Annotated in this window: 20 protein-coding genes; 10 read left to right on the forward strand and 10 right to left on the reverse strand. The window is 71.2% G+C overall.

Annotation, left to right across the window (positions count from 1 at the left end):
* Nucleotides 1–3 precede the first annotated feature (3 nt).
* The gene (locus VA596_RS19325) at nt 4–1,638 is read right to left on the reverse strand and encodes an ABC transporter permease (RefSeq protein WP_323329081.1); all 1,635 of its coding nucleotides are present in this window, start codon (nt 1,636–1,638) and stop codon (nt 4–6) included.
* Nucleotides 1,635–2,531, reverse strand: coding sequence for an ABC transporter ATP-binding protein (locus tag VA596_RS19330; protein WP_323329083.1), 897 nt, complete (start codon nt 2,529–2,531; stop codon nt 1,635–1,637). The genes VA596_RS19325 and VA596_RS19330 overlap by 4 nt, the downstream gene beginning before the upstream one ends.
* Nucleotides 2,532–2,624: 93 nt before the next feature.
* Between VA596_RS19330 and VA596_RS19335 the strand changes: the two genes are divergently transcribed.
* The 4 genes from VA596_RS19335 to VA596_RS19350 all read left to right on the forward strand — a co-directional run bounded on the left by VA596_RS19335 (nt 2,625) and on the right by VA596_RS19350 (nt 5,300).
* Entirely contained in the window at nt 2,625–3,119 is a 495-nt protein-coding gene (locus VA596_RS19335) for a GbsR/MarR family transcriptional regulator (RefSeq protein ID WP_323329085.1), read from the forward strand.
* Between the two features lie 9 nt (nt 3,120–3,128).
* On the forward strand, nt 3,129–3,806 hold the full coding sequence (locus VA596_RS19340) for an SGNH/GDSL hydrolase family protein (RefSeq protein WP_323329087.1): 678 nt from the start codon (nt 3,129–3,131) through the stop codon (nt 3,804–3,806).
* A gap of 412 nt (nt 3,807–4,218) precedes the next feature.
* Nucleotides 4,219–4,824 (forward strand): RNA polymerase sigma factor, encoded by a 606-nt coding sequence (locus VA596_RS19345; RefSeq protein ID WP_323329089.1) that lies wholly within the window; start codon nt 4,219–4,221, stop codon nt 4,822–4,824.
* Nucleotides 4,821–5,300: a carboxypeptidase regulatory-like domain-containing protein gene (locus VA596_RS19350; RefSeq protein ID WP_323329091.1), complete on the forward strand. Its 480-nt coding sequence runs from the start codon at nt 4,821–4,823 to the stop codon at nt 5,298–5,300. The genes VA596_RS19345 and VA596_RS19350 overlap by 4 nt, the downstream gene beginning before the upstream one ends.
* 3 nt (nt 5,301–5,303) lie before the next feature.
* Here the strand turns inward: VA596_RS19350 and VA596_RS19355 are convergent, their stop codons facing one another.
* Nucleotides 5,304–6,044, reverse strand: a complete 741-nt coding sequence (locus tag VA596_RS19355; RefSeq protein ID WP_323329723.1) for a polysaccharide deacetylase family protein — start codon at nt 6,042–6,044, stop codon at nt 5,304–5,306.
* A 143-nt stretch (nt 6,045–6,187) separates the two neighbouring features.
* Nucleotides 6,188–6,637 carry an SRPBCC family protein gene (locus VA596_RS19360; protein ID WP_323329093.1) on the reverse strand — a complete coding sequence of 150 codons (450 nt, stop codon included), beginning with the start codon at nt 6,635–6,637 and terminating at the stop codon, nt 6,188–6,190.
* 68 nt (nt 6,638–6,705) lie between these two features.
* Here VA596_RS19360 and VA596_RS19365 point away from each other — a divergent pair, with 68 nt between their 5' ends.
* On the forward strand, nt 6,706–8,673 hold the full coding sequence (locus VA596_RS19365) for an FUSC family protein (RefSeq protein WP_323329095.1): 1,968 nt from the start codon (nt 6,706–6,708) through the stop codon (nt 8,671–8,673).
* A 23-nt stretch (nt 8,674–8,696) separates the two neighbouring features.
* Nucleotides 8,697–8,918: an antitoxin gene (locus tag VA596_RS19370; protein WP_323329097.1), complete on the forward strand. Its 222-nt coding sequence runs from the start codon at nt 8,697–8,699 to the stop codon at nt 8,916–8,918.
* On the opposite strand, the gene VA596_RS19375 is transcribed toward VA596_RS19370, so the two are convergent.
* From VA596_RS19375 to VA596_RS19385, 3 genes are read right to left on the reverse strand one after another with little or no spacing between them, the layout of a single operon-like run.
* Nucleotides 8,919–9,896 (reverse strand): prephenate dehydrogenase, encoded by a 978-nt coding sequence (locus tag VA596_RS19375; RefSeq protein ID WP_323329099.1) that lies wholly within the window; start codon nt 9,894–9,896, stop codon nt 8,919–8,921.
* Between the two features lie 26 nt (nt 9,897–9,922).
* Nucleotides 9,923–11,935 carry an NADPH-dependent 2,4-dienoyl-CoA reductase gene (locus VA596_RS19380; RefSeq protein WP_323329101.1) on the reverse strand — a complete coding sequence of 671 codons (2,013 nt, stop codon included), beginning with the start codon at nt 11,933–11,935 and terminating at the stop codon, nt 9,923–9,925.
* Entirely contained in the window at nt 11,935–12,477 is a 543-nt protein-coding gene (locus VA596_RS19385) for a PadR family transcriptional regulator (protein ID WP_323329103.1), read from the reverse strand. The genes VA596_RS19380 and VA596_RS19385 overlap by 1 nt, the downstream gene beginning before the upstream one ends.
* A 104-nt stretch (nt 12,478–12,581) precedes the next feature.
* On the opposite strand from VA596_RS19385, the gene VA596_RS19390 reads away from it, so the two are divergent.
* The gene (locus tag VA596_RS19390) at nt 12,582–13,520 is read left to right on the forward strand and encodes a patatin-like phospholipase family protein (protein WP_323329105.1); all 939 of its coding nucleotides are present in this window, start codon (nt 12,582–12,584) and stop codon (nt 13,518–13,520) included.
* Here VA596_RS19390 and VA596_RS19395 read toward each other — a convergent pair.
* The 3 genes from VA596_RS19395 to VA596_RS19405 form a co-directional block, all read right to left on the reverse strand.
* Nucleotides 13,517–13,981, reverse strand: a complete 465-nt coding sequence (locus VA596_RS19395) for a hypothetical protein (protein ID WP_323329107.1) — start codon at nt 13,979–13,981, stop codon at nt 13,517–13,519. The genes VA596_RS19390 and VA596_RS19395 overlap by 4 nt on opposite strands.
* A gap of 86 nt (nt 13,982–14,067) precedes the next feature.
* A complete protein-coding gene (locus VA596_RS19400; protein WP_323329109.1) occupies nt 14,068–14,910 on the reverse strand; it encodes an SAM-dependent methyltransferase in 843 nt (280 codons plus the stop codon).
* Complete coding sequence (locus VA596_RS19405) at nt 14,907–15,356, reverse strand: MarR family winged helix-turn-helix transcriptional regulator (protein WP_323329111.1); 450 nt, start codon at nt 15,354–15,356, stop codon at nt 14,907–14,909. The genes VA596_RS19400 and VA596_RS19405 overlap by 4 nt, the downstream gene beginning before the upstream one ends.
* A gap of 155 nt (nt 15,357–15,511) precedes the next feature.
* Here VA596_RS19405 and VA596_RS19410 point away from each other — a divergent pair, with 155 nt between their 5' ends.
* The 3 genes from VA596_RS19410 (at nt 15,512) to VA596_RS19420 (ending at nt 18,708) form a co-directional block, all read left to right on the forward strand.
* The gene (locus VA596_RS19410; protein WP_323329113.1) at nt 15,512–16,474 is read left to right on the forward strand and encodes an alpha/beta hydrolase; all 963 of its coding nucleotides are present in this window, start codon (nt 15,512–15,514) and stop codon (nt 16,472–16,474) included.
* Nucleotides 16,475–16,620: 146 nt separating this feature from the next.
* Entirely contained in the window at nt 16,621–17,829 is a 1,209-nt protein-coding gene (locus VA596_RS19415) for an alpha/beta hydrolase (RefSeq protein ID WP_323329115.1), read from the forward strand.
* Between the two features lie 168 nt (nt 17,830–17,997).
* Nucleotides 17,998–18,708, forward strand: coding sequence for a DUF4383 domain-containing protein (locus VA596_RS19420; protein WP_323329117.1), 711 nt, complete (start codon nt 17,998–18,000; stop codon nt 18,706–18,708).
* Nucleotides 18,709–18,710 lie beyond the last annotated feature (2 nt).

Genomic DNA, 18,710 nt, shown 5'->3' on the forward strand with positions numbered 1-18,710 from the left:
GACTCAGCCGACGTCGCGGCGGCGCCACCCGGCCAGCCCCGCGCCCAGCGCGACGGCCGTGACCACCAGGAGCCAGACGAGCGGCGTCGCCACGAGCTCGTGGCCCGGGATCTTCGGCGGGTGCTGGAACGGGGAGACGTCCAGCGCGCCCTGCGGCAGGTCGAGGATCGGGCCGAGCAGGCTGATCAGCAGGGCCAGGGCACCGACGCCCCAGGCCGCGGCCGAGTAGGCCGGCAGCAGGCCGAAGATCGCCACCGCCAGGGCGATCACCACCCACGTCGCGGGCAGCTGGACCAGCATCCCGCTCAGCATGTCGCCGACCGAGCCGCCGACGTCGTGGGTGCGCAGGCCGTTGGCCAGCCCCAGGAACAGGCCGCCGGCCAGCAGGAGCAGCGCCGTGCCGAAGAAGGCGAACAGCAGGTGGCCCCCGGCCCAGCGCAGCCGGCCGACGCTGGTCGCCAGCACCGGTTCGAGCCGGATCGCCGTCTCCTCGCCGCGCATCCGCAGCACGGCCTGGATGCCGTACAGCGACGCGACCATCGCGAACATGCCGGCCATCGTGGCGAGGAACGCCTGCGTGAGGCTGTGCGCGCCGCCGAGCCGTTCCATGATCTGCAGCGCCTGCGGGCTCGAGCCGACCAGGCCGCCGATGCCGCTCGCGATCGAGCCGAACACCGCCCCGACGACGGCCATCCCGATCGTCCAGCCGAGCAGCGGGCCGCGGTGCAGCCGCCACGCCAGCGCCAGCGGCGACCGCAGGCTCGCGGCCGCGCGCGGCGGGCCCGGCCGCGGCGGCAGGATGCCGACCCCGACGTCACGGCGGGGGAGCAGCCAGTACGCCACCGCGCCGACCACCAGGGTCAGCGCCACCGGCAGCAGCAGCACCCACCAGCGTTCGACGGCGAACGCGCGGATCTGCTGCACCCAGCCGATCGGCGAGAGCCACGACAGCCAGCGAGCGTCCACAGTGGAGTCACCGGCGCCGCGCAGCAGGAACGCGGCGCCGACCACGGCCGTGCCGATCCCGTTGGCCGTGCGCGAGTACTCGGCGAGCTGGACGGCGACCGCCGCGACGGCGGTGAACACCAGCCCGGCCAGCGCGATCGACGCGCCGAAGGCGAGCGACCCGGCCGCGGGCAGGCCCGCGCCGACCATCGAGCCGACCTGGATCAGGCCGATCAGCACGCTCGCCCCGGCGGACGCCAGCACCCCGGCGGTCAGCGCCGCGTACCGGCCGACGACCGCGGACGCGAGCAGCTCGGCGCGCCCGGTGTCCTCCTCGGCGCGGGTGTGCCGGGTGACGGTGAAGACCGCCATCAGCCCGATCAGCAGCGCCAGGAACCCGCACATGCGCCAGGCGATGAACCCGCCGGCGGTGGTCAGGTCGAACGGCGGCCCGTAGAGCAGCGCGTACGACGGGTTGGCGGTCGCGCCCGCCTGCAGCCCGGCCCGGTCGGCGGCCGTCGGGTAGAACTGCGCGAACGTCTTGACGGTGCTGGCCGGGACGACGCTGAGCAGCACGACCCAGATCGGCAGGATCACGCGGTCGCGGCGCAGCGCGAGGCGCGTCAGGTGCCAGGTGCCGGCCAGCTCGTGCGCCGGCGCGACCGTGGCTTCACGGGAGAGGGTCGCGGTCATTTCGCGCTCGCCTCGGTCGTGTAGTGCCGCAGGAACAGCTCTTCCAGCGTCGGCGGCTGGCTGACCAGGCTCCGCACGCCGACCTGGGTCAGCTGGCGCAGCGCGTCGTCGAGCGAGCGGGTTTCGACGTCGAACCGGACGCGGTTGCCGTCCACCTTGAGGTCGTGGACGTTCTCCAGCTTCGCCAGCCCGTTGGGCGGCCCGGCCAGCTCGGCGGTGATCGACGTCCGGGTCAGGTGCCGCAGCTCGGCGAGCGTGCCCGACTCGACCGTGCGGCCGTTGCGGATGATGCTGACCTTGTCGCAGAGCGCTTCGACCTCGGCCAGGATGTGGCTGGACAGCAGCACGGTGCGGCCCTGTTCGCGCTCCTCCTGGATGGCGTACTGGAACGTCGCCTCCATCAGCGGGTCGAGGCCGGACGTCGGTTCGTCGAGGATCAGCAGGTCGACCCGCGACGCGAGCGCGGCGACGATGGCCACCTTCTGCCGGTTGCCCTTCGAGTACGTCCGCCCCTTCTTCTTCGGGTCGAGGTCGAACCGCTCGACGAGGTCGGCGCGGCGCTTCTCGTCGAGCCCGCCGCGCAGCCGGCCGAGCAGGTCGATCACCTCGCCGCCGGAGAGGTTGGGCCAGAGGTTGACGTCGCCGGGCACGTAGGCCAGGCGGCGGTGCAGGCTCGCCGCGTCCTTCCAGGGGTCCCCGCCGAGCAGGCGGACGTCCCCCGAGTCGGCGTGGAGCAGGCCGAGCAGGACCCGGACGGTGGTCGACTTCCCGGCGCCGTTCGGGCCGAGGAAACCGTGTACTTCCCCAGTAGGTACCTGCAGATCGAGGCCGTCCAAGGCCTTGGTCCGGCCGAACGACTTGTGCAAGCCGGAGATCGCGATGGCATTTTCCATGCTTCGGAAGCTACACTGATTTCACGAAGTTGTGAAGTTAAGAAAATGTCTGGATGGAGTGATCTTGAGGGACCGGTACGGGAGGATGGGCCGATGACGACGCCTGACACGAAGAGAGATGAAGACGCCGTCCGCCGGTACGTCGAGAGCCTCGCGCTCGTGCTCTCGCAGATCGGGATGCAGCGCATGTCCGCGCGGGTGTTCGCGGCCCTGATGACCACCGACGAAGGCCGGCTGACCGCGGCCGACCTCGCTTCGCAGCTGTCGGTCAGTCCCGCGGCCATCTCCGGCGCCGTGCGGTTCCTGGAGCAGATCGGCCTGGTCGCCAAGGAACGCGAGCCCGGCGAGCGCCGCGACCACTACCGCCTCTTCGACGACCTCTGGTACGCCACGTTCCTCAAGCGCGACCGCATGATCATCATGTGGCGCGACGCGGCCGAGAACGGCATCGAAGCTCTCGGCGAGGGCTCGCCCGCCGGCGAACGGCTGGCCGAGATGCGGGACTTCCTGTCGTTCATGCTCGGAGAGCTCAACGACATGTACGAGCGCTGGCACAAGCTTCGCGAGGCGAAGAACAGCGCCAGCTAACGTCGAGGCGTGATCCTCCTCCTCGCCGCTCAGGCGGTGTACGTCAAGCGGACGACACCGCGGCTGCCCGGGGCCGCCGGGCCCACCGAGGGCCTCGTCGACGGCGCCGGCGAGCCCTTCCGGCTGGCCGTCCTCGGCGAATCCACTGTGGACGGCGTCGGCGCGGCCACCCACGGGGAGGCGCTGACCGGCTGCCTCGCGCGTGAACTCGCGAACGGCGGCCGGGCCGTGCGCTGGCAGGCGGTCGGCCGGACCGGGGCCAACGCCCGGACCGTGCGCGCCGAGCTGGCGCCGCTCGTGGAGCCCGCCGATCTCGTGGTGGTCGCCCTCGGCGTCAACGACACGATCGAGCTGCGGACCGCCGCGGGCTACCGCCGTGACCTGCTGGCCCTGGTCGTCGACCTGCGACGCCGGCTCGGCCCGGTCGACGTCGTCCTCGCCGGGGTGCCGCCGATGTCCCGGTTCCCGTCGCTTCCGCGGCCGCTGCGGGACGTCCTCGCCGCCCGGTCCACCGCGCTCGACGCGGCGGCGGCCGCCGTGGCGCGCGTCCCCGGCGTCACCCACGTGCCGATGGCTCCCGATCTCCTCGACCCGGCGGCCTTCGCGCCGGACCGCTTCCACCCCGGGCCGGCGGGCTACGCGCGGTGGGCGCAAACGCTTGCCGCCGCACTCTCGGTGATCAAGTAGCCGCGTTCGGTCAAGCTTCGAAAAAACTTCGGCGTTCGTGTATCTGGGGGTCCCCCCACTGCGTCCTGTGGAGCAGCCAAGCACGGAGATCGGATCGGGCAGGGGGTTGCCGGGTTCGGAGGAAAACGCGGTGGCCGGGAGCCGAGGGGGCCCCCGGACGCCGTCGGCCGGGTGCCCTTCGGGTGAGGGGTCATCCGGCGGGGTCCGTTGGGGAGCGGGCCCGTGAGGGAGGGGAGTACCGGTCGGCGCGGGTGCGCGCCGACCGGTACCTCCCACGAAACCGTTGACCGCGAGCGACCGACGAAGTTAGAGATCGATGTATCCCAGATCCACCTGCACGCTCCTTCCCCCCGAAGGACCCGCGATACTGCCGAAGCCGACTCGAAGACGTTTGCGAAGAGGGGCAGATACGGTGACCGACGTGCAAACCGCAGAGGTTGATCCTCCTTGGGAGGGCCTGACCGGCGCCGAGCTGCATGCCGCCTGCATGCACGCGGCGAGAGAGGGCGACCGCCAGGCGATGGCCCGCCTGGTCGACGAGCTCACCCCGCTCGTCTGGCACGTGGCCCGGGCGAACGGGCTCGACCGCTCGGTCGCCGAGGACGTCGTCCAGACCGTGTGGCTCGCGCTCTTCAGCCAGCTCGGGAAGCTGCGTGATCCCAAGGCCCTCGCCGCCTGGTTGATCACGACGACCCGGCGCGAGGCGACGCACCCCCACGGCCGCCGCATGCAACCCGTCCCGCTGAGCGACGAGGTGGCCGAAGCCATGCCCAGCACCCAACCGGCTCCCGAAGACGAAGCCGTCCGCGCCGACCGTGACCGCCGGGTCTGGCGCGCCTTCGTCCGGCTGCCCCACCGCTGTCAGGAGTTGCTCCGGCTGACCGTTCTCGCGGGACGCGCGGAGTACCAGCTCGTCGCCGAAGCGTTGCGGATGCCACGCGGCAGCGTCGGACCGACCAGAGGGCGCTGCCTCGACCAGATGCGCGATCTCCTCGCCAGTGAAGGGGGCAGCCGATGAACGAAGTCGGGGCACCGGGAGGCACGGCCTCCGCGGACGACGAAATCCTGCTGGCCGACATCGGCCGCTTTCTCGACGAGCTCGATCCCGTGCCGGACGACCTGGTGCAGCGGGTCCAGTTCGCGCTCGCGCTGGAGGACCTCGACGTCGAGGTCGCCCGCTGGGAACGGCTCGACACCCTGGCCGGCGTGCGCGGCAGCGGCACCGGCACGATCACCTTCACCGTCAGCGACCTGACCGTGATGATCAACCTGACGAAGATCGGCAAGCAGCACCGCATCGACGGCTGGCTGGTGCCGGCCGGGCAGTACGGCGTCGAGGTGCGGGTCGCCGAGCACGGGACGACGTCCACGACCGCCGACGAAGGCGGCCGGTTCGTGCTCGACAACGTGCCCCGCGGGACCACGCAGATCCTGGTGCACCTGGGTGACGTGACGTGCCGCCGGACGGTCGTCACGCCCACCGTGGTGCTCTAGCGGTCAGCCCAGGAAGTCGGCGAGGGGGACGGGTGTGAGCCCGTCCTTCTTCGCCTGCTCGACGAACGCCGTGTAGTCCTCTTTGAACGTCTTCCGGAAGTGCATCAGCACGATGTCACCCGGCTTGAGCTTGTCGCCGGCCTGGAACTGGACGTGCCCGTCGTTGACCGCGGCCGTCCACAGCACCGCGACGCGCATCCCGCACGCGGCCGCCGCGCGCAGCGTGGTGTGGTCGTAGTTGCCGAACGGCGGCCGGAACAGCGACGGCCGCACGCCGAGGCTCTTCTGGAAGTCGTCGGCGTCGTCGCAGATCTCCTTGCGCTGGAACTCGAACGGCTTGCCCTTGAGGTTCGGGTGGTCGACCGTGTGGTCGCCGAGCGTCGCGCCGGTCGCGTCGAGGATCTGCTTGAAGTAGGCCTCGTGGCCCTTCACGTACTTCTCGTTCAGGAACAACACCGGGTGGGTGCCGGACTGCTGCATCAGCTTGAGCGCGTCCGGGTCCTTGACCGCGCCGTCGTCCATCGTGAGGAAGACGTACGGCTTGTCGGTGGTGATCCGCTTGACGACCTGGACCTCGCCGTTGGCCGCGGCCGGCGCCTTCTGCTGCACGGTGCCGAACGCGTAGGGCGCCGACGGCCTCGTGCCGGTGCGGCCACCGGGGGCCGGGTTCGGCTGGCTCGGCTCGGGCGGCGCCGGCTGGGCGCTCGAACACGCCGCGAGGGCCAAAGCCGCCGCGGCCACCACCGCTGTCACTCTTCCGTGTCGCTTCTTGCGCAACATCCCCACGTCCCCCTTTCGAAGGGTAGTCGAGGACTACCCGAAAGAGTGACGTGAAGGTGGGGCCCGAAGTTGCGTCAAACGATCTTGTGTGGCCTGACGCACCCAGGTCAGTGCCCGGTTTCGGCCGCCTTGACCAGCTTTGCGGAGAACAGCCGGATGGCGCTCTTGAGCCCGGCGGCCAGGAGTGGGCCGCTGCCGCGCACGGGCTCGGTGAACGAGCCGGTCCAGCGCAGGTGCGTGCCGCCGTCGACGGTCGGGGTGAAGAACACCTCGGCGCGGTAGTCCTTGATCGGGTTGGCCCCGAAGAACGTGTAGACGTGCCGGCGGTCCTGCTCGTACTCGACCGTCTCCTCCTTGATCAGCACCGGCCACAGGCCGACCGCGCGGACGGCGCCGACGCCGTTCGGCTCATCGGTGCCGCGCCGGGCCCAGCTCGCCTGGACGATCAGTGGTTTTCCCCACTCCGCCCAGCGCGGGCCGTCCGCCTCGCGCGCGAACAGCGCCGACGGCGGCGCGGTGCTCGTGCGGTTGACCTCGAAGGAGTACTTGCGGCCCACCGGAACCTCCCACGTTGTTGACAGGTTGATAATTAAGCGCTGACGGCAGCGTAGGTCAAGATGGGGGCGTGAGCACCCCGCGCCCCGACATCGCCGCGCCGCACTGGCTGGTCCAGCTGCTGCGGAGCAAGCCGGTCCCGGTGCCCTGGAACATGGTCGCCCGGGCCGTGATCGCGCTCGCCGTCCCGCTGGCCGTGGGGTACGCGGCGGGCGACATCGCCGTCGGCGCGCTGATCTCGACCGGTGCCCTGCCCGCCGTGCTGTCCGAGTCGGCGGGCCCGTACCGCTACCGCGCGCGACGCCTCGGCGGCGCGACGCTCGCCGCGACCGCCGGGTACGTCGTCGGCCTGCTCACCGGCGGCACGCCCGCGCTGTCCGTGCCGGCGGTGATCCTGGTCGCCGCGGTGTCCGCGCTGATCAGCGCGGCCGGCAGCAACGCCTCGGTCGCCGGGCTGCAGATGTTCGTGTTCTGCGTGCTCGGCACCGGCCAGCACGCGACCGGGGTGCGCGTCGAAATCCTGCTCGGCTACTTCTGCATCGGCGCCGTCTGGAGCCTGCTGGTCGCGCTCGTCACCTGGACGGTCCGCGCGACCAGCGCCGAGCGCAGCGCCGTCGCGCACGTCTACGTCGAGCTGGCCGCGATGCTCTCGGCGACCGACGAAGCCGTCTCGCGGGTGGCCCGCCACCGGCTGACCACGGCCATGAACACCGCCTACGACCAGCTGCTCACCGCGCGCTCGTGGCTGTCCGGCCGCGACGCCGCGTACCGCCAGCTGCTCAACCTGCTCTCGGCGACGACCCCCGCGGTCGAGGCGTCGGTGGCGATCGTCAACGCCGGGCGCCGGGTGTCCGGCGACGTCATCGACCACTTCGTCGCGCTGTCGGCCGCCGTGCTGGCGAGCCAGCCGCTGCCCGAACCGCCGCCGGAACCCGACGACGACGCCGACCCGCTGCTGGCCGCCCTGTACGCCGGGCTGGTCCGGATCGGGAAGGGTGACGACCGGAAGCGCCGGGAGCCGACCCCCTGGTACCGGCGCCTGCGCACGTGGGCGGGCTCGCTCGCGTCCGGCCCGCTGACCTGGATCGCCGCGGCCCGGCTGACGCTGTGCGTCGCGATCGCCGAGGTCGTCGGGCTGCTCGTGCCACTGGAACGCTCGTACTGGATCACGCTGACCGTCGGGATCGTGCTCAAGCCGGACTTCGGCTCGGTCTTCGGCCGCGCGGTGCTGCGCGGGATCGGCACGCTCGTCGGTGTCGGGATCGGTGCCGTGGTGCTCGCCGCGGGCGGGCGCGGCTGGATCCTGGTGGCGCTGATCGCGATCTTCGCCGGCGGCGTCGCGGTCGGGAAGGTGCGCAACTACGGCATCCTCAGCGCGTTCGTGACGCCGTTGATCATCCTGCAGATGGACCTGGCGAACACCGGGAGCTGGGACGTCGTCGTCGCGCGGCTGGTCGACACGGTGCTGGGCTGCGTGATCGTCCTGGTCTTCGGTTACCTGCTGTGGCCCGGCAGCCGCCGTCCCCAGGTCGGCGGCCGGCTGGCCGACGGGCTGGACGCCGTCGCGAAGTACGTCGAGTGCGCGCTGGTCGAGGCGTCTTCGGGGGACGCGCGGCTGGCGCGGTCCCGGGCCCGGCGCGGCGCCTACCGGTCGCTGGCCGACCTGCGGACGGCGTTCCAGCAGGTCGTCGTCGAGCCGTCCGCCAACGGCCGCCAGGCGGTGGCGTGGTGGCCGGTGATCGCGGCGCAGGAGCGGGTCGCGGACGCCGTCACCGAGGTCGGCGTGACGATCGGGCGAGGGGTGACCCCGCCGGCCTCGGGTGACGTCGAGCTGATCACCACCGCGCTCGACGAGCTGGCGTCGTCGATCCGCGAGCAGCGGGCGCCGGAATCGGTGCCGCTGCCCGACAGCGAGCAGCTGGCCGGGGTGGTCGACCAGCTCGAGTCGGCGTTCGACGCGGTCCGCGGGCCGGACCTGGTCGAACACACGCCGTTGCGGCTGGTCAGGCGGTTTCTGCCCTATCACAGGCGTACGTGACACGCGTGCGGTTCAATGCACACATGGGAATCGACTTCGACGCGTTGAAGGGCAAGGCCGAAGAGGCCCTGCGCGAGCACAACGACAAGATCGAGCAGGGGCTCGACAAGGCGGCCGACTTCGCGAAGTCGAAGTTCGCCGGCCACGACTCGCAGATCGACGGCGGCGTCGAGAAGGCGAAGGACTTCCTCAACAAGTTCGACGACACGCCCGACAACCCGCCCCCGGCCCCGCCGGCCCAGTAACTACTGGACCTCGCCGGTCGCGATCCCGTCCGCGAGGCCGGTGATCCGGCCGCCGCGCTCGCCGAGCGCGATCAGGCCGTCGCGGGCGTCCGGGGCGGTCAGGCTGATCCGGACGCCCGCCCGCTCGACGTCCAGGCTGGCCGCAAGCGCTTGCGCGCCTTCGTGTCCCGCGTTGATCGTCGCCGCCAGGCCGCCGGTCGACGCCAGCGAACCGCGCGCGGCGCCGAGCCGGCCGAGTGCTTCGTCGACGATCGGGAGCAGCGCGTCCCGGTTGCCCTCGGTCATCGCGCGCACGAGGTGCGGGTTCGACCCGGCGACGCGCGTCCCGTCGCGGTAGGAGCCGGCCGCCAGCGACATCGCCAGCGGGCCGCCCTCGGCGCCGATGGTGGCGAGGATCGCGGCGAGCAGGTGCGGCAGGTGCGAGATCCGCGCGACGGCCTCGTCGTGCGACTCCGCGGGCAGCGGCACGACGTGCGCGCCGAGGTCGAGCACGAGCTGCGCCACCTCGGCCCAGGCTTCGAGATCCGTGTCCTCTTCGACGGCGACGACCCACGCCGCGCCGCGGAACAGCGAAGCGTCACTGGCCAGCCAGCCCGAGTGCGACGTCCCGGCCATCGGGTGGCCGCCGACGTACCGCGTGTACGGCACCCGGCGGCGGACGGCGTCCAGCACCGGCGCCTTCACGCTGGTGACGTCGGTGAGCAGGCAGTGCGACGCGTGCTGGGCGACCAGGCGCAGCAGGTCCTCGACGGCCGGCAGCGGCACGGCCATGACCACCAGTGCGTCGTCCGCGGCTGCCCGGTGCAGCGCGGCCTCGACGTCCGTCGTGACGTCGAAACCCGCTCTGCTCGCCGCGTCGGCGTCCACTTCGGAAACCGCCGCTCCCCACGCCGTGCGGCCGCTGGCGGCCGCCGCGCGCAGCAGCGACCCGCCGATCAGCCCGAGCCCGATCACGCATACGTCTCGCACGGGGTTCATCCTGCCAGTGCGGGCGCCGTCCCGGGCTACAGCGCGGCCGCGAGCCGCGTTCCCTGGTCGATCGCGCGTTTCGCGTCGAGTTCGGCGGCGACGTCGGCCCCGCCGACCACGTGCACCGGCCGCCCGGCCGCCGTCAGCTCGTCGGCCAGGTCCCGCACGGGCTCCTGACCGGCGCAGACGACGACCGTGTCGACCTCCAGCAGCCGCGCCCGGCCGTCGACGGTGATGTGCAGGCCGGCGTCGTCGATCCGGTCGTAGGTGACGCCGGGAATCCGTTCGACGCCCTTCGCCTTCAGCGCGGCCCGGTGCACCCAGCCGGACGTCTTGCCGAGCCCGGCGCCGATCCCGGACTTCTTGCGCTGCAGCAGGTAGACCTGCCGCGGCGACGGCTCGGGCTTCGGCTCGGCGAGCCCGCCGGGTGCCTGTTCGGGATCGGTGACGCCCCACTCGGCCATCCACGCGTCGAGGTCCAGCGCGGGGGAGTCCGCGTGCGTGAGGAACTCGCTGACGTCGACGCCGATCCCGCCCGCGCCGATCACCGCGACCCGGTCGCCGACCGGCCTCCCGTGCCGGACGACGTCCACGTACGACAGCACCTTCGGGTGGTCGATGCCGGGCAGCGACGGCACGCGCGGCGCGACGCCGGTGGCCACCACGACCTCGTCGAAGTCCGCCAGGTCCGTCGCGGTGACGCGGGTGCCGAGGTGCAGCTTCACGCCGGTCACCTCGAGCCGCCGCCGGTAGTAGCGGATCGTCTCGGCGAACTCCTCCTTGCCGGGGATCCGGCGCGCGATGCCGAACTGGCCGCCGATCTCCTCGTCCGCTTCGAACAGCTCGACGCGGTGGCCGCGTTCGGCGAGCGCGGTGGCGGACGCCAGCCCGGCCGGCCCGGCGCCGACGACGGCGACGTGCTTCGAGCGCCGGGTCGGGGCGAGCGTCAACGTCGTCTCGTGGCCCGCACGCGGATTCACCATGCAGGACACCAGCTTGCGCTTGAAGGCGTGGTCGAGACAGGCCTGGTTGCAGGCGATGCAGGTGTTGATCTCGTCCTCGCGCCCGCTCTCGGCCTTACGGATCCACTCGGGATCGGCGAGGAACGGCCGGGCCATCGACACCAGGTCGGCGTCGCCGTTCGCCAGCGCCTCCTCGGCCACCTGCGGCATGTTGATCCGGTTCGACGTCACCACCGGGATCCCGACGTGCGGCTTGAGCTTCCCGGTGACCCAGGTGAACGCGGCGCGCGGCACCGACGTGACGATCGTCGGCACGCGGGCCTCGTGCCAGCCGATGCCGGTGTTGATGATCGTCGCCCCGGCGGCCTCGACGTCCTTCGCGAGCGCGACGACGTCCTCCCAGGGCTGGCCGCCTTCGACCAGGTCCAGCACCGAAAGCCGGTAGATGATGACGAAGTCGGGCCCGACCTTCTCCCGCGTCCGCCGCACGATCTCGACGGCGAACCGGCGGCGGTTCTCCGGACTGCCGCCCCAGGCGTCGGTGCGCTTGTTGGTGCGCTCGGCCAGGAACTGGTTGATCAGGTAACCCTCGGACCCCATGATCTCGACGCCGTCGTAACCCGCTTCGCGGGCGAGCGCGGCGCAGTCGGCGAAGGCGCGGATCTGCTGGTGCACGCCGTAGCCGGTCAGCGCGCGCGGCCGGAACGGGTTGATCGGCGCCTTGCGACTCGACGCGGACACGCTCAGCGGGTGGTAGGCGTAGCGGCCGGCGTGCAGGATCTGCAGAGCGATCTTGCCACCGGCCTCGTGCACCGGAGCGGTGAGCTGCCGGTGCTGCCGTGCCTCGGCGGACGTCGTCAGCTTCGACGCGAGCGGCAGCAGCCAGCCGGTGCGGTTCGGCGCGAACCCGCCGGTGACGATCAGCCCGACCCCGCCGCGGGCGCGCTCGGCGTAGTACTCGGCCAGCTCGGGGAAGTGCGCGGCCTTGTCCTCGAGACCGGTGTGCATCGACCCCATGATCACCCGGTTGCGCAGGGTCGTGAAGCCGAGATCCAGCGGGGCCAGCAGGTTCGGGTAGTCGGTCATCAGGCGTCCTTCTCGTGGTGGAGAGCAGCGAGAACTTCGTCGAACCACTCGACCTGGCCCTCCTCGACGCGGATGCCGCCGCGCAGGACCAGGTACTGGTGCAGGTGCCGGCCTTCGAGACCGGCCGGGGCGGGGAAGTCGCGCTTCTCGATCTGCCGGTAGACGTCGAGGCGTTCGGCGTGGGCCGAGCGGTGCCGGACGATCTCGGCCGCGACGGCGCCGGGGTCGCCGAAGGTGGCGCCGCGGATCTTGACCGCGAGTTCGACCGGCCCGGCCGACGGGTCCGGCTCGGCGAGCCAGCGGACGAGCTCGGCGCGTCCGCCTTCGCCGACCGTGTAGACCTTCTTGTCCGGCCGCCCCGACTGCGCGACGACGTCGACGGCCACCCAGCCGGCCTCTTCCATCCGCTTCAGCACGCGGTAGATCTGCTGGTGGGTGGCGCTCCAGAAGAGCCCGATCGACTTCTCGAAGCGGCGCGTGAGCTCGTAGCCCGAGCCGGCGCGCTCGGACAGCGAAACGAGGATCGCGTGCTCCAAGGCCATGGTCCGAGGGTGCTATGCAACTAGGTGCAGTGCAACGAGGCGCGCATCACTTCACCCGCGCGAGTGACACAAATCGGGTCGACGAATCGGCGTGAAAGACCAGGATGGGAGGAGTGCACCCGGTACTCGAACTGATCTCCGAACGGATGGCGACCGGCAGTGTCCCGGGCGAACGCACGGACGGCCGGCGCCTCGCGCTGGCCATCGAAGGCGGGAGCAGCCGCGGCACCTACTCGAGCGGCATGGTCCTGGCGCTGGACGAACTGGGCGTGACGCCCGCGTTCGACGCCGTCTACGGCTCGTCGGCCGGCGCGCTGAACGGCGCCTGGCTGCTCTGCGGCCGGTCCTCGACGGGCGTGCGGACCTGGTGGAACCCGGTCGTCATGCGCCGGATCATCAACCCGCTGCACACCCTGCGCGGCCGCGCGGTGATCGACCTCGAATACCTCGTCCACCAGGTCTATTCGGTGCTGGAGCCGATGGACTTCCCGGCGATCCTGGCCAACCCGGTGACGTTCCACCCGCTGGCCACCGACGCCGACACCGGTGAGTCCACCGACCTGCACCCGTTCCTCGACGACGTCGACGCGATCAAGGTGGCGCTCGCCGCGTCGTCCTGCATGCCGGTGCTGGCCGGGCCGCCGATCCCGATGGCCGGGCGCCGGTTCGTCGACGCCGGGGTCGCCGAGCCGATCCCGTTCCGCACCGCGCTCGCCCAGGACTCGACCGACGTCCTGGTGCTGCGCACCCGCCGCGCCGACGAGCTGCCGCTGCGGCCGCCGCGGGTGCAGGACGTCGTCGTCCCGCGGTTCCTGCGCCGCCAGGCGCCCGGCACGATCGCCGCCTGGCACGACACCTACCGCCGGGACGTCGAAGACGAGGAGATCCTCGCGAGCGACCCGCGGATCCTCAGCGTCCGGCCGCCGATGGGCGCACCGGACGTGGCCGTGCTGGAACGTGATCCCGAGGTCCTGCGCAAGGCCGTCGACCTGGGCAAGAGCGCCGTCCTCGACGTGCTGGAAGGCCTGCGCGAAGCGTCCTAGACCCGCACGGCGTGGTCCGCACGCGACTGGACGACCAGCCGCTGCGTGCCCAGCGAAACGGCCAGGTAGAGCAGGATCGATGCGGTGCCCAGGCCCTTCGCGCTGCTGTCGATCAGCGCGTCGAATCCGATGTGGACACCGATGCCGACCAGCCACAGCAGGATCGTGAGCCACGTGCCCTGCCGGAACAGCTGCCCCTCCTGGCGCCAGAGCCGCACGGTGTACCCGCGGACGACACCGAACCCCGCGGCCAGCACCAGGCTGCCGACGAGCAGGGCGATCACCGGGCCCGACGACGACGCGTTCTTGAAGAACGTGGTCAGCTGGAGCACCCCGAGCACCAGCAGGATCAGCAGCACGGTCGGCCTGCGGTCCTCCCGCACCGGGCGCTTCTGCGTCTGGCGCCACAGGATCCAGGCCACGACGACGAGTCCGACGAGGACGTTGACCGAGCTGTTCACGAGGGTTCCCCTTCCGCGGTGCCTGGACACCACGGTGCTCGCGCCGTCGCCGCGGAGCGTCAACCCGGGGGTGGAAGCCGGGTGGATCAGGGCTTGCGGGCGATGCCGCCGATCACCCGCGACTCGGACGGCGACGCCGCGAACACGGTGCGGGCGTCCGGGTGCCACGCCGGCGCGTAGACGAGCCCGGGCTCCAGCATCGGCCAGCCGCCGAAGAAGCGTCCGAACTCGGCCATCGTCCGCAGGAAACCCGGGTTGGTCGTGGTCTCGTAGTACTCGAGCAGGTCGACCAGCGCCTGCCGCTCGTCGTCGTTGACCGGGTTCTCGTTGGTCATCTGCGACAGCACCAGCAGCGACCCGGGTGCGAGCTTCTCGCGGTAGAAGGCGAGCAGCTCGTCGGGGCCCTGGTCGTCCTTGACGAAGTGCATGACGGCGTTGATCACCAGCGCGATCGGCTCGTGCACGTCGATGATGCCGGACGCGGCCACCCGGTCCCAGAGGTCCTCGGGCTGCAGGAAGTCCGCGGCGATCGCGTGGTGGCGCTGCGGGTCGGCGGTGTCGGCGAGCAGCAGCGTCGAGTGCGCGAGGGCGATCGGCTCGTTGTCGATGTAAAGCACGCGGGTGTCGAGCTCTTCGCGCGTCTCGTCGGCGACCTCGTGGACGTTGCCCGCCGTGGGCAGGCCGGAACCGATGTCGGCGAACTGCCGGATCCCGGCGCGCACGCACTCGCGCACGGCGCGGCCGAGGAACTGGCGGCTGGTCAGGCAGTAGTCGCCCATGAGCGGCAGCCGGGCGCGGACCTTCTCCGCGAACGCGCGGTCGATCGCGTAGTTCGTGTTCCCGCCGATGAAGTAGTCGTAGATCCGGGCGGCGGAAGGCCGGTCGAGGCTGCTTTCGACGGCCTTCAGCGCGTCGTCGTGGTTGATCATGCCGGGGACCGGGCCTCTCGGTAGGCGTTCACCGACTCCGTCAGGCGGTCCAGCTCGGCCCGCATCCGGGCGACGCCGTCGTCGTCCAGCCCCATCGCGGTACCGATGACGTCCGGGATGCCCTCGGCCTTCTCGCGCAGCGCCTTGCCGGTCTCGCTGAGGCTGACCATGACCGCGCGCTCGTCGTCGGCCTGCCGGTTGCGCTCGACCAGGCCGGCCGCGTGCAGGCGCTTGAGCAGCGGCGACAACGTCCCCGAGTCGAGGCTCAGCTCGGCGCCCAGGTCCTTCACGAGCCGGTTGTCCCGCTCCCAGAGCGCCAACATGACCAGGTACTGGGGGTAGGTCAGGTCGAGGTCCTCCAGGACGACCCGGTAGAGCGCGGTCACCGCGCGCGACGCCGAGTACAGCCCGAAGCAGAGCTGGTCGTCCAGTCGCAGCGACGCCATGGCGTCCTCCTCTCTCGTAACTCTCCATGGTCCCGTTCTCGGTCCGGCGATGCAACCTAAGTGCCCTTAATCTCATTGGACGTCATTCAGTTGTGCACAACTCAGTTGCGAGCTACCTTCAGGAGGTCAGCTTCACCGCCCCCGAGGAGGACGACATGACCGCCAACCCGCACAACCTCGCCCTGGAACCGGCCGCGCAGGCGTTCGCCGAGGCCACCGACCAGCCGCCGTACCTGTTCCAGCTGCCGCCGGAGGAGGGACGCAAGGCCGTCGACGGCGTCCAGGACGGCGAGGTCGCCATGGCCGACGCCGAGATCGAGGTGCTCCGGGTGCCCGGCGGCCCGACCGGTGAGGTCGAGACCCGGATCGTCCGCCCGGCCGGCGTTTCCGGGCCGCTGCCGGTCATCGTCTACGTCCACGGCGCGGGCTGGGTGTTCGGCGACTTCCACACGCACCAGCGCCTGGTGCGCGAGCTGGCCGCCGGTACCGGTGCCGCCGTCGTCTTCCCGGAGTACGACCGCTCGCCGGAGGCGCGCTACCCGGTCGCCATCGAACAGAGCTACGCCGTGGCGAAGTGGGTCGCCGAGCACGGCGCCGAGAAGGGGCTGGACACCACGCGCATCGCCGTCGCGGGCGACTCGGTCGGCGGGAACATGACCGCGGCGCTGACGATCCTCGCCAAGCAGCGCGGCGACGTCACCTTCCGCCAGCAGGTGCTCTTCTACCCGGTCACCGACGCGAACTTCGACACCGAGTCGTACACGAAGTTCGCCGAGGGCTACTTCCTCGGCCGCGAGGGCATGAAGTGGTTCTGGGACCAGTACACGACCGACCCCGCCCAGCGCGCGGAGATCACCGCGTCCCCGCTGCGCGCGTCGCTGGAAGAGCTTTCCGGGCTGCCGCCGGCCCTGGTGATCACCGGCGAGGCCGACGTCCTCCGCGACGAGGGTGAGGCGTACGCGGCGAAGCTGCGTCAGGCCGGCGTGCCCGTCACGGCCGTGCGGTACCAGGGCATCATCCACGACTTCGTGATGGTGAACTCGATGCGCGAGACCCACGCCGCCGAAGCCGCGATCACGCAGGCGATCATGGTGCTGACGCGCGCTTTCGCGCAGTGATTTCCTGAGAGAACGCTGAGCGAGTCCCGCGTTGCGGCCCTATGACGGAACTCACAGGGCCGCAACGCAGGTGGTGGGTCAAACGTGCTATATACGCGAGTCCCGCAATCCGGGCGCGCGTTTGCCCGTCTGGAAGGACCCGTCCCATGCACCTCAGCAGCATCCGGCTGGACTCGCCGGTCAACATGATCATCGTGGTCGTGCTGACGCTGCTCGCGATCATCGCGGTGCCGTGGTTCTGGGACCGCTGGAAGCGCAAGCGCCTGTGGCGCAGCGCGACGATCCTGCTGGCGGTCGTCCTCACGGTCGTCTCCACCGGCATGGCGGGCAACATGATCGGCGGGTTCTTCCCGACGGTCGGCTCGCTGCTCGGCACCGGCGTCTACTCCGCGCAGGGCACCGACGCCGAGGCGTCGCAGAACGGCGAGGACCTCGAGAAGCTGCGTGACACGGCGGTGGCGCACGCTCGTGAGGGCAAGGGCACCGTCGTCCACATGAAGGTGACCGGGCGGCGCACCAAGCTCACCCGCGACGTCACCGTCTACCTGCCGCCGCAGTACTTCGACCCGACGTTCAAGGACCTCAAGTTCCCGGTGATCGAGTGGATCCCGAACTACCCGTCCGGCCCCGAGGTCGTCACCGGCGGTTACCACCTGCCGGAGCAGCTCGACGCGGCGATCGGCAAGCGCGTGCTGGCCCCGACCGTGGTGATCGTGCCGGACCCGACGGGCGTCCCGAAGGTCGGCCACGACACCGAGTGCGTCGACGAGGTCAACGGCACCGCGAACGACACCTACCTCACAGCGGACCTGCGGGACTGGGCGCTGCAGAAGCTCGGCGCGGCGCCGGACCGGCGCGCCTGGACGATGGCGGGCTGGTCGTCCGGCGGGTACTGCGCGATGAACCTGGTGACCCGGCACCCGCAGTGGTACGGGCAGGCGGTCAGCGTCAGCGGTTACGACAAGGCACAGGTCGACGCCGAGACCGAGGACCTCTTCCACGGCCGGCAGGACATCAACGACGCCAACAACGTCCGGCTCAACGTGCGCCTGCACCCGTCGCCGGTGGACATCCTCGCCATCGCGGGTGACAAAGAGAGCTACGAAAGCTATGCCATCGACCAAATCCGCCTCGCGGTGCGCCCGCCACTGCGGTTTTCGTCGTGGCGCATCCCGGATGCCGGGCACAACATGAACACCTTCAAGTCCCAGCTCCCCGACCTCCTCGCCTGGATCGGCGCGCACTCCACGGCCCCGGCCCCGCCCGTCCGACAGGTCGAGACCACTGGCGGCGTCCAGCCCTGGCCGTTGCCGCGTTCGGGCGCGCACGGCGCGCTGGCCGACACCGACCAGTAGGCCGTTTGCTGTCCACTGTGGATGGTCCGGCGATTTCCGACATCGTTGTCATCGGTACGGTGCCAGTGATCGGACGTCTGGGGGTTTTCGCCTCGTTTCGCGCACAGTGGTCGCGGGGTACCTGGGTGCGGTGACAGTCGTCACCACATGCTGGGAAGGACTGGAGTCATGGCTCACGCGAAAGGCGCACGCATCCGGGTTCGCGGCCTGCAGCCGGCGCAGGTACTGGCCGGACTGGCCGGGATCGCGTTCATCATCGTCGGCATCATCGGATTCACCAGGACCGGCGTCGGGAACTTCGCCGGCCACCACGACGCCGGGTTGTGGCGGTTCTCGAGCAATCCACTGAGCAGCCTCGTCCGCGTCGTGACCGGCGTCGTCGGCTTGCTGCTCGCGTTCGGTTCGGGCCGCGCCCGGACGTTCGGCTGGCTGCTGTTCATCGGTTACGGCGCCCTGTTCGTCTGGGGCCTGATGATCGACGGCCTCATCTCGAACAACCCGTTCGCCACCGCCGGCAACCCGATGGACCTCGGCCCCGCCGACACCTGGCTGCACCTCGGTGTCGCCGCGCTCGGTCTGCTGATCGCCGTTTTCCCGGCCCGCCGCACGATTCTCGTGCCCGAAGAAGACGAGGTGGTCGACGAGCCCACGGTCGTCGAGCAGCGCACCGACCGCGACCGTGTCGTCGACAACGACCGCACCGAGCGCGTCCCGGTCGTCGACGCCTCGACTGCCGACCGCTCGGCTGCCGACCGCGACCGCGTCGCCGTCGCGGACACCGAGGCGCCCCGGCGTCGCCGTCCGTTCCTGCGCCGTGACCACAACGAGCAAGGCCCGGAGGTCGCTCGTGAAGAGCGTCCGCCGGGCCTCGCGCACTAGAT

This window comes from Amycolatopsis heterodermiae, from assembly GCF_034929455.1.
GTDB lineage: Bacteria > Actinomycetota > Actinomycetes > Mycobacteriales > Pseudonocardiaceae > Amycolatopsis > Amycolatopsis heterodermiae.

Coding starts and splice junctions, on each gene's coding strand:
- VA596_RS19325 (WP_323329081.1), bottom strand. CDS start 1,638: ATGACCGCGACCCTCTCCCGTGAAGCCACGGTCGCGCCGGCGCACGAG.
- VA596_RS19330 (WP_323329083.1), bottom strand. CDS start 2,531: ATGGAAAATGCCATCGCGATCTCCGGCTTGCACAAGTCGTTCGGCCGG.
- VA596_RS19335 (WP_323329085.1), top strand. CDS start 2,625: ATGACGACGCCTGACACGAAGAGAGATGAAGACGCCGTCCGCCGGTAC.
- VA596_RS19350 (WP_323329091.1), top strand. CDS start 4,821: ATGAACGAAGTCGGGGCACCGGGAGGCACGGCCTCCGCGGACGACGAA.
- VA596_RS19370 (WP_323329097.1), top strand. CDS start 8,697: ATGGGAATCGACTTCGACGCGTTGAAGGGCAAGGCCGAAGAGGCCCTG.
- VA596_RS19375 (WP_323329099.1), bottom strand. CDS start 9,896: ATGAACCCCGTGCGAGACGTATGCGTGATCGGGCTCGGGCTGATCGGC.
- VA596_RS19380 (WP_323329101.1), bottom strand. CDS start 11,935: ATGACCGACTACCCGAACCTGCTGGCCCCGCTGGATCTCGGCTTCACG.
- VA596_RS19385 (WP_323329103.1), bottom strand. CDS start 12,477: ATGGCCTTGGAGCACGCGATCCTCGTTTCGCTGTCCGAGCGCGCCGGC.
- VA596_RS19390 (WP_323329105.1), top strand. CDS start 12,582: ATGGGAGGAGTGCACCCGGTACTCGAACTGATCTCCGAACGGATGGCG.
- VA596_RS19400 (WP_323329109.1), bottom strand. CDS start 14,910: ATGATCAACCACGACGACGCGCTGAAGGCCGTCGAAAGCAGCCTCGAC.
- VA596_RS19405 (WP_323329111.1), bottom strand. CDS start 15,356: ATGGCGTCGCTGCGACTGGACGACCAGCTCTGCTTCGGGCTGTACTCG.
- VA596_RS19410 (WP_323329113.1), top strand. CDS start 15,512: ATGACCGCCAACCCGCACAACCTCGCCCTGGAACCGGCCGCGCAGGCG.
- VA596_RS19415 (WP_323329115.1), top strand. CDS start 16,621: ATGCACCTCAGCAGCATCCGGCTGGACTCGCCGGTCAACATGATCATC.
- VA596_RS19420 (WP_323329117.1), top strand. CDS start 17,998: ATGGCTCACGCGAAAGGCGCACGCATCCGGGTTCGCGGCCTGCAGCCG.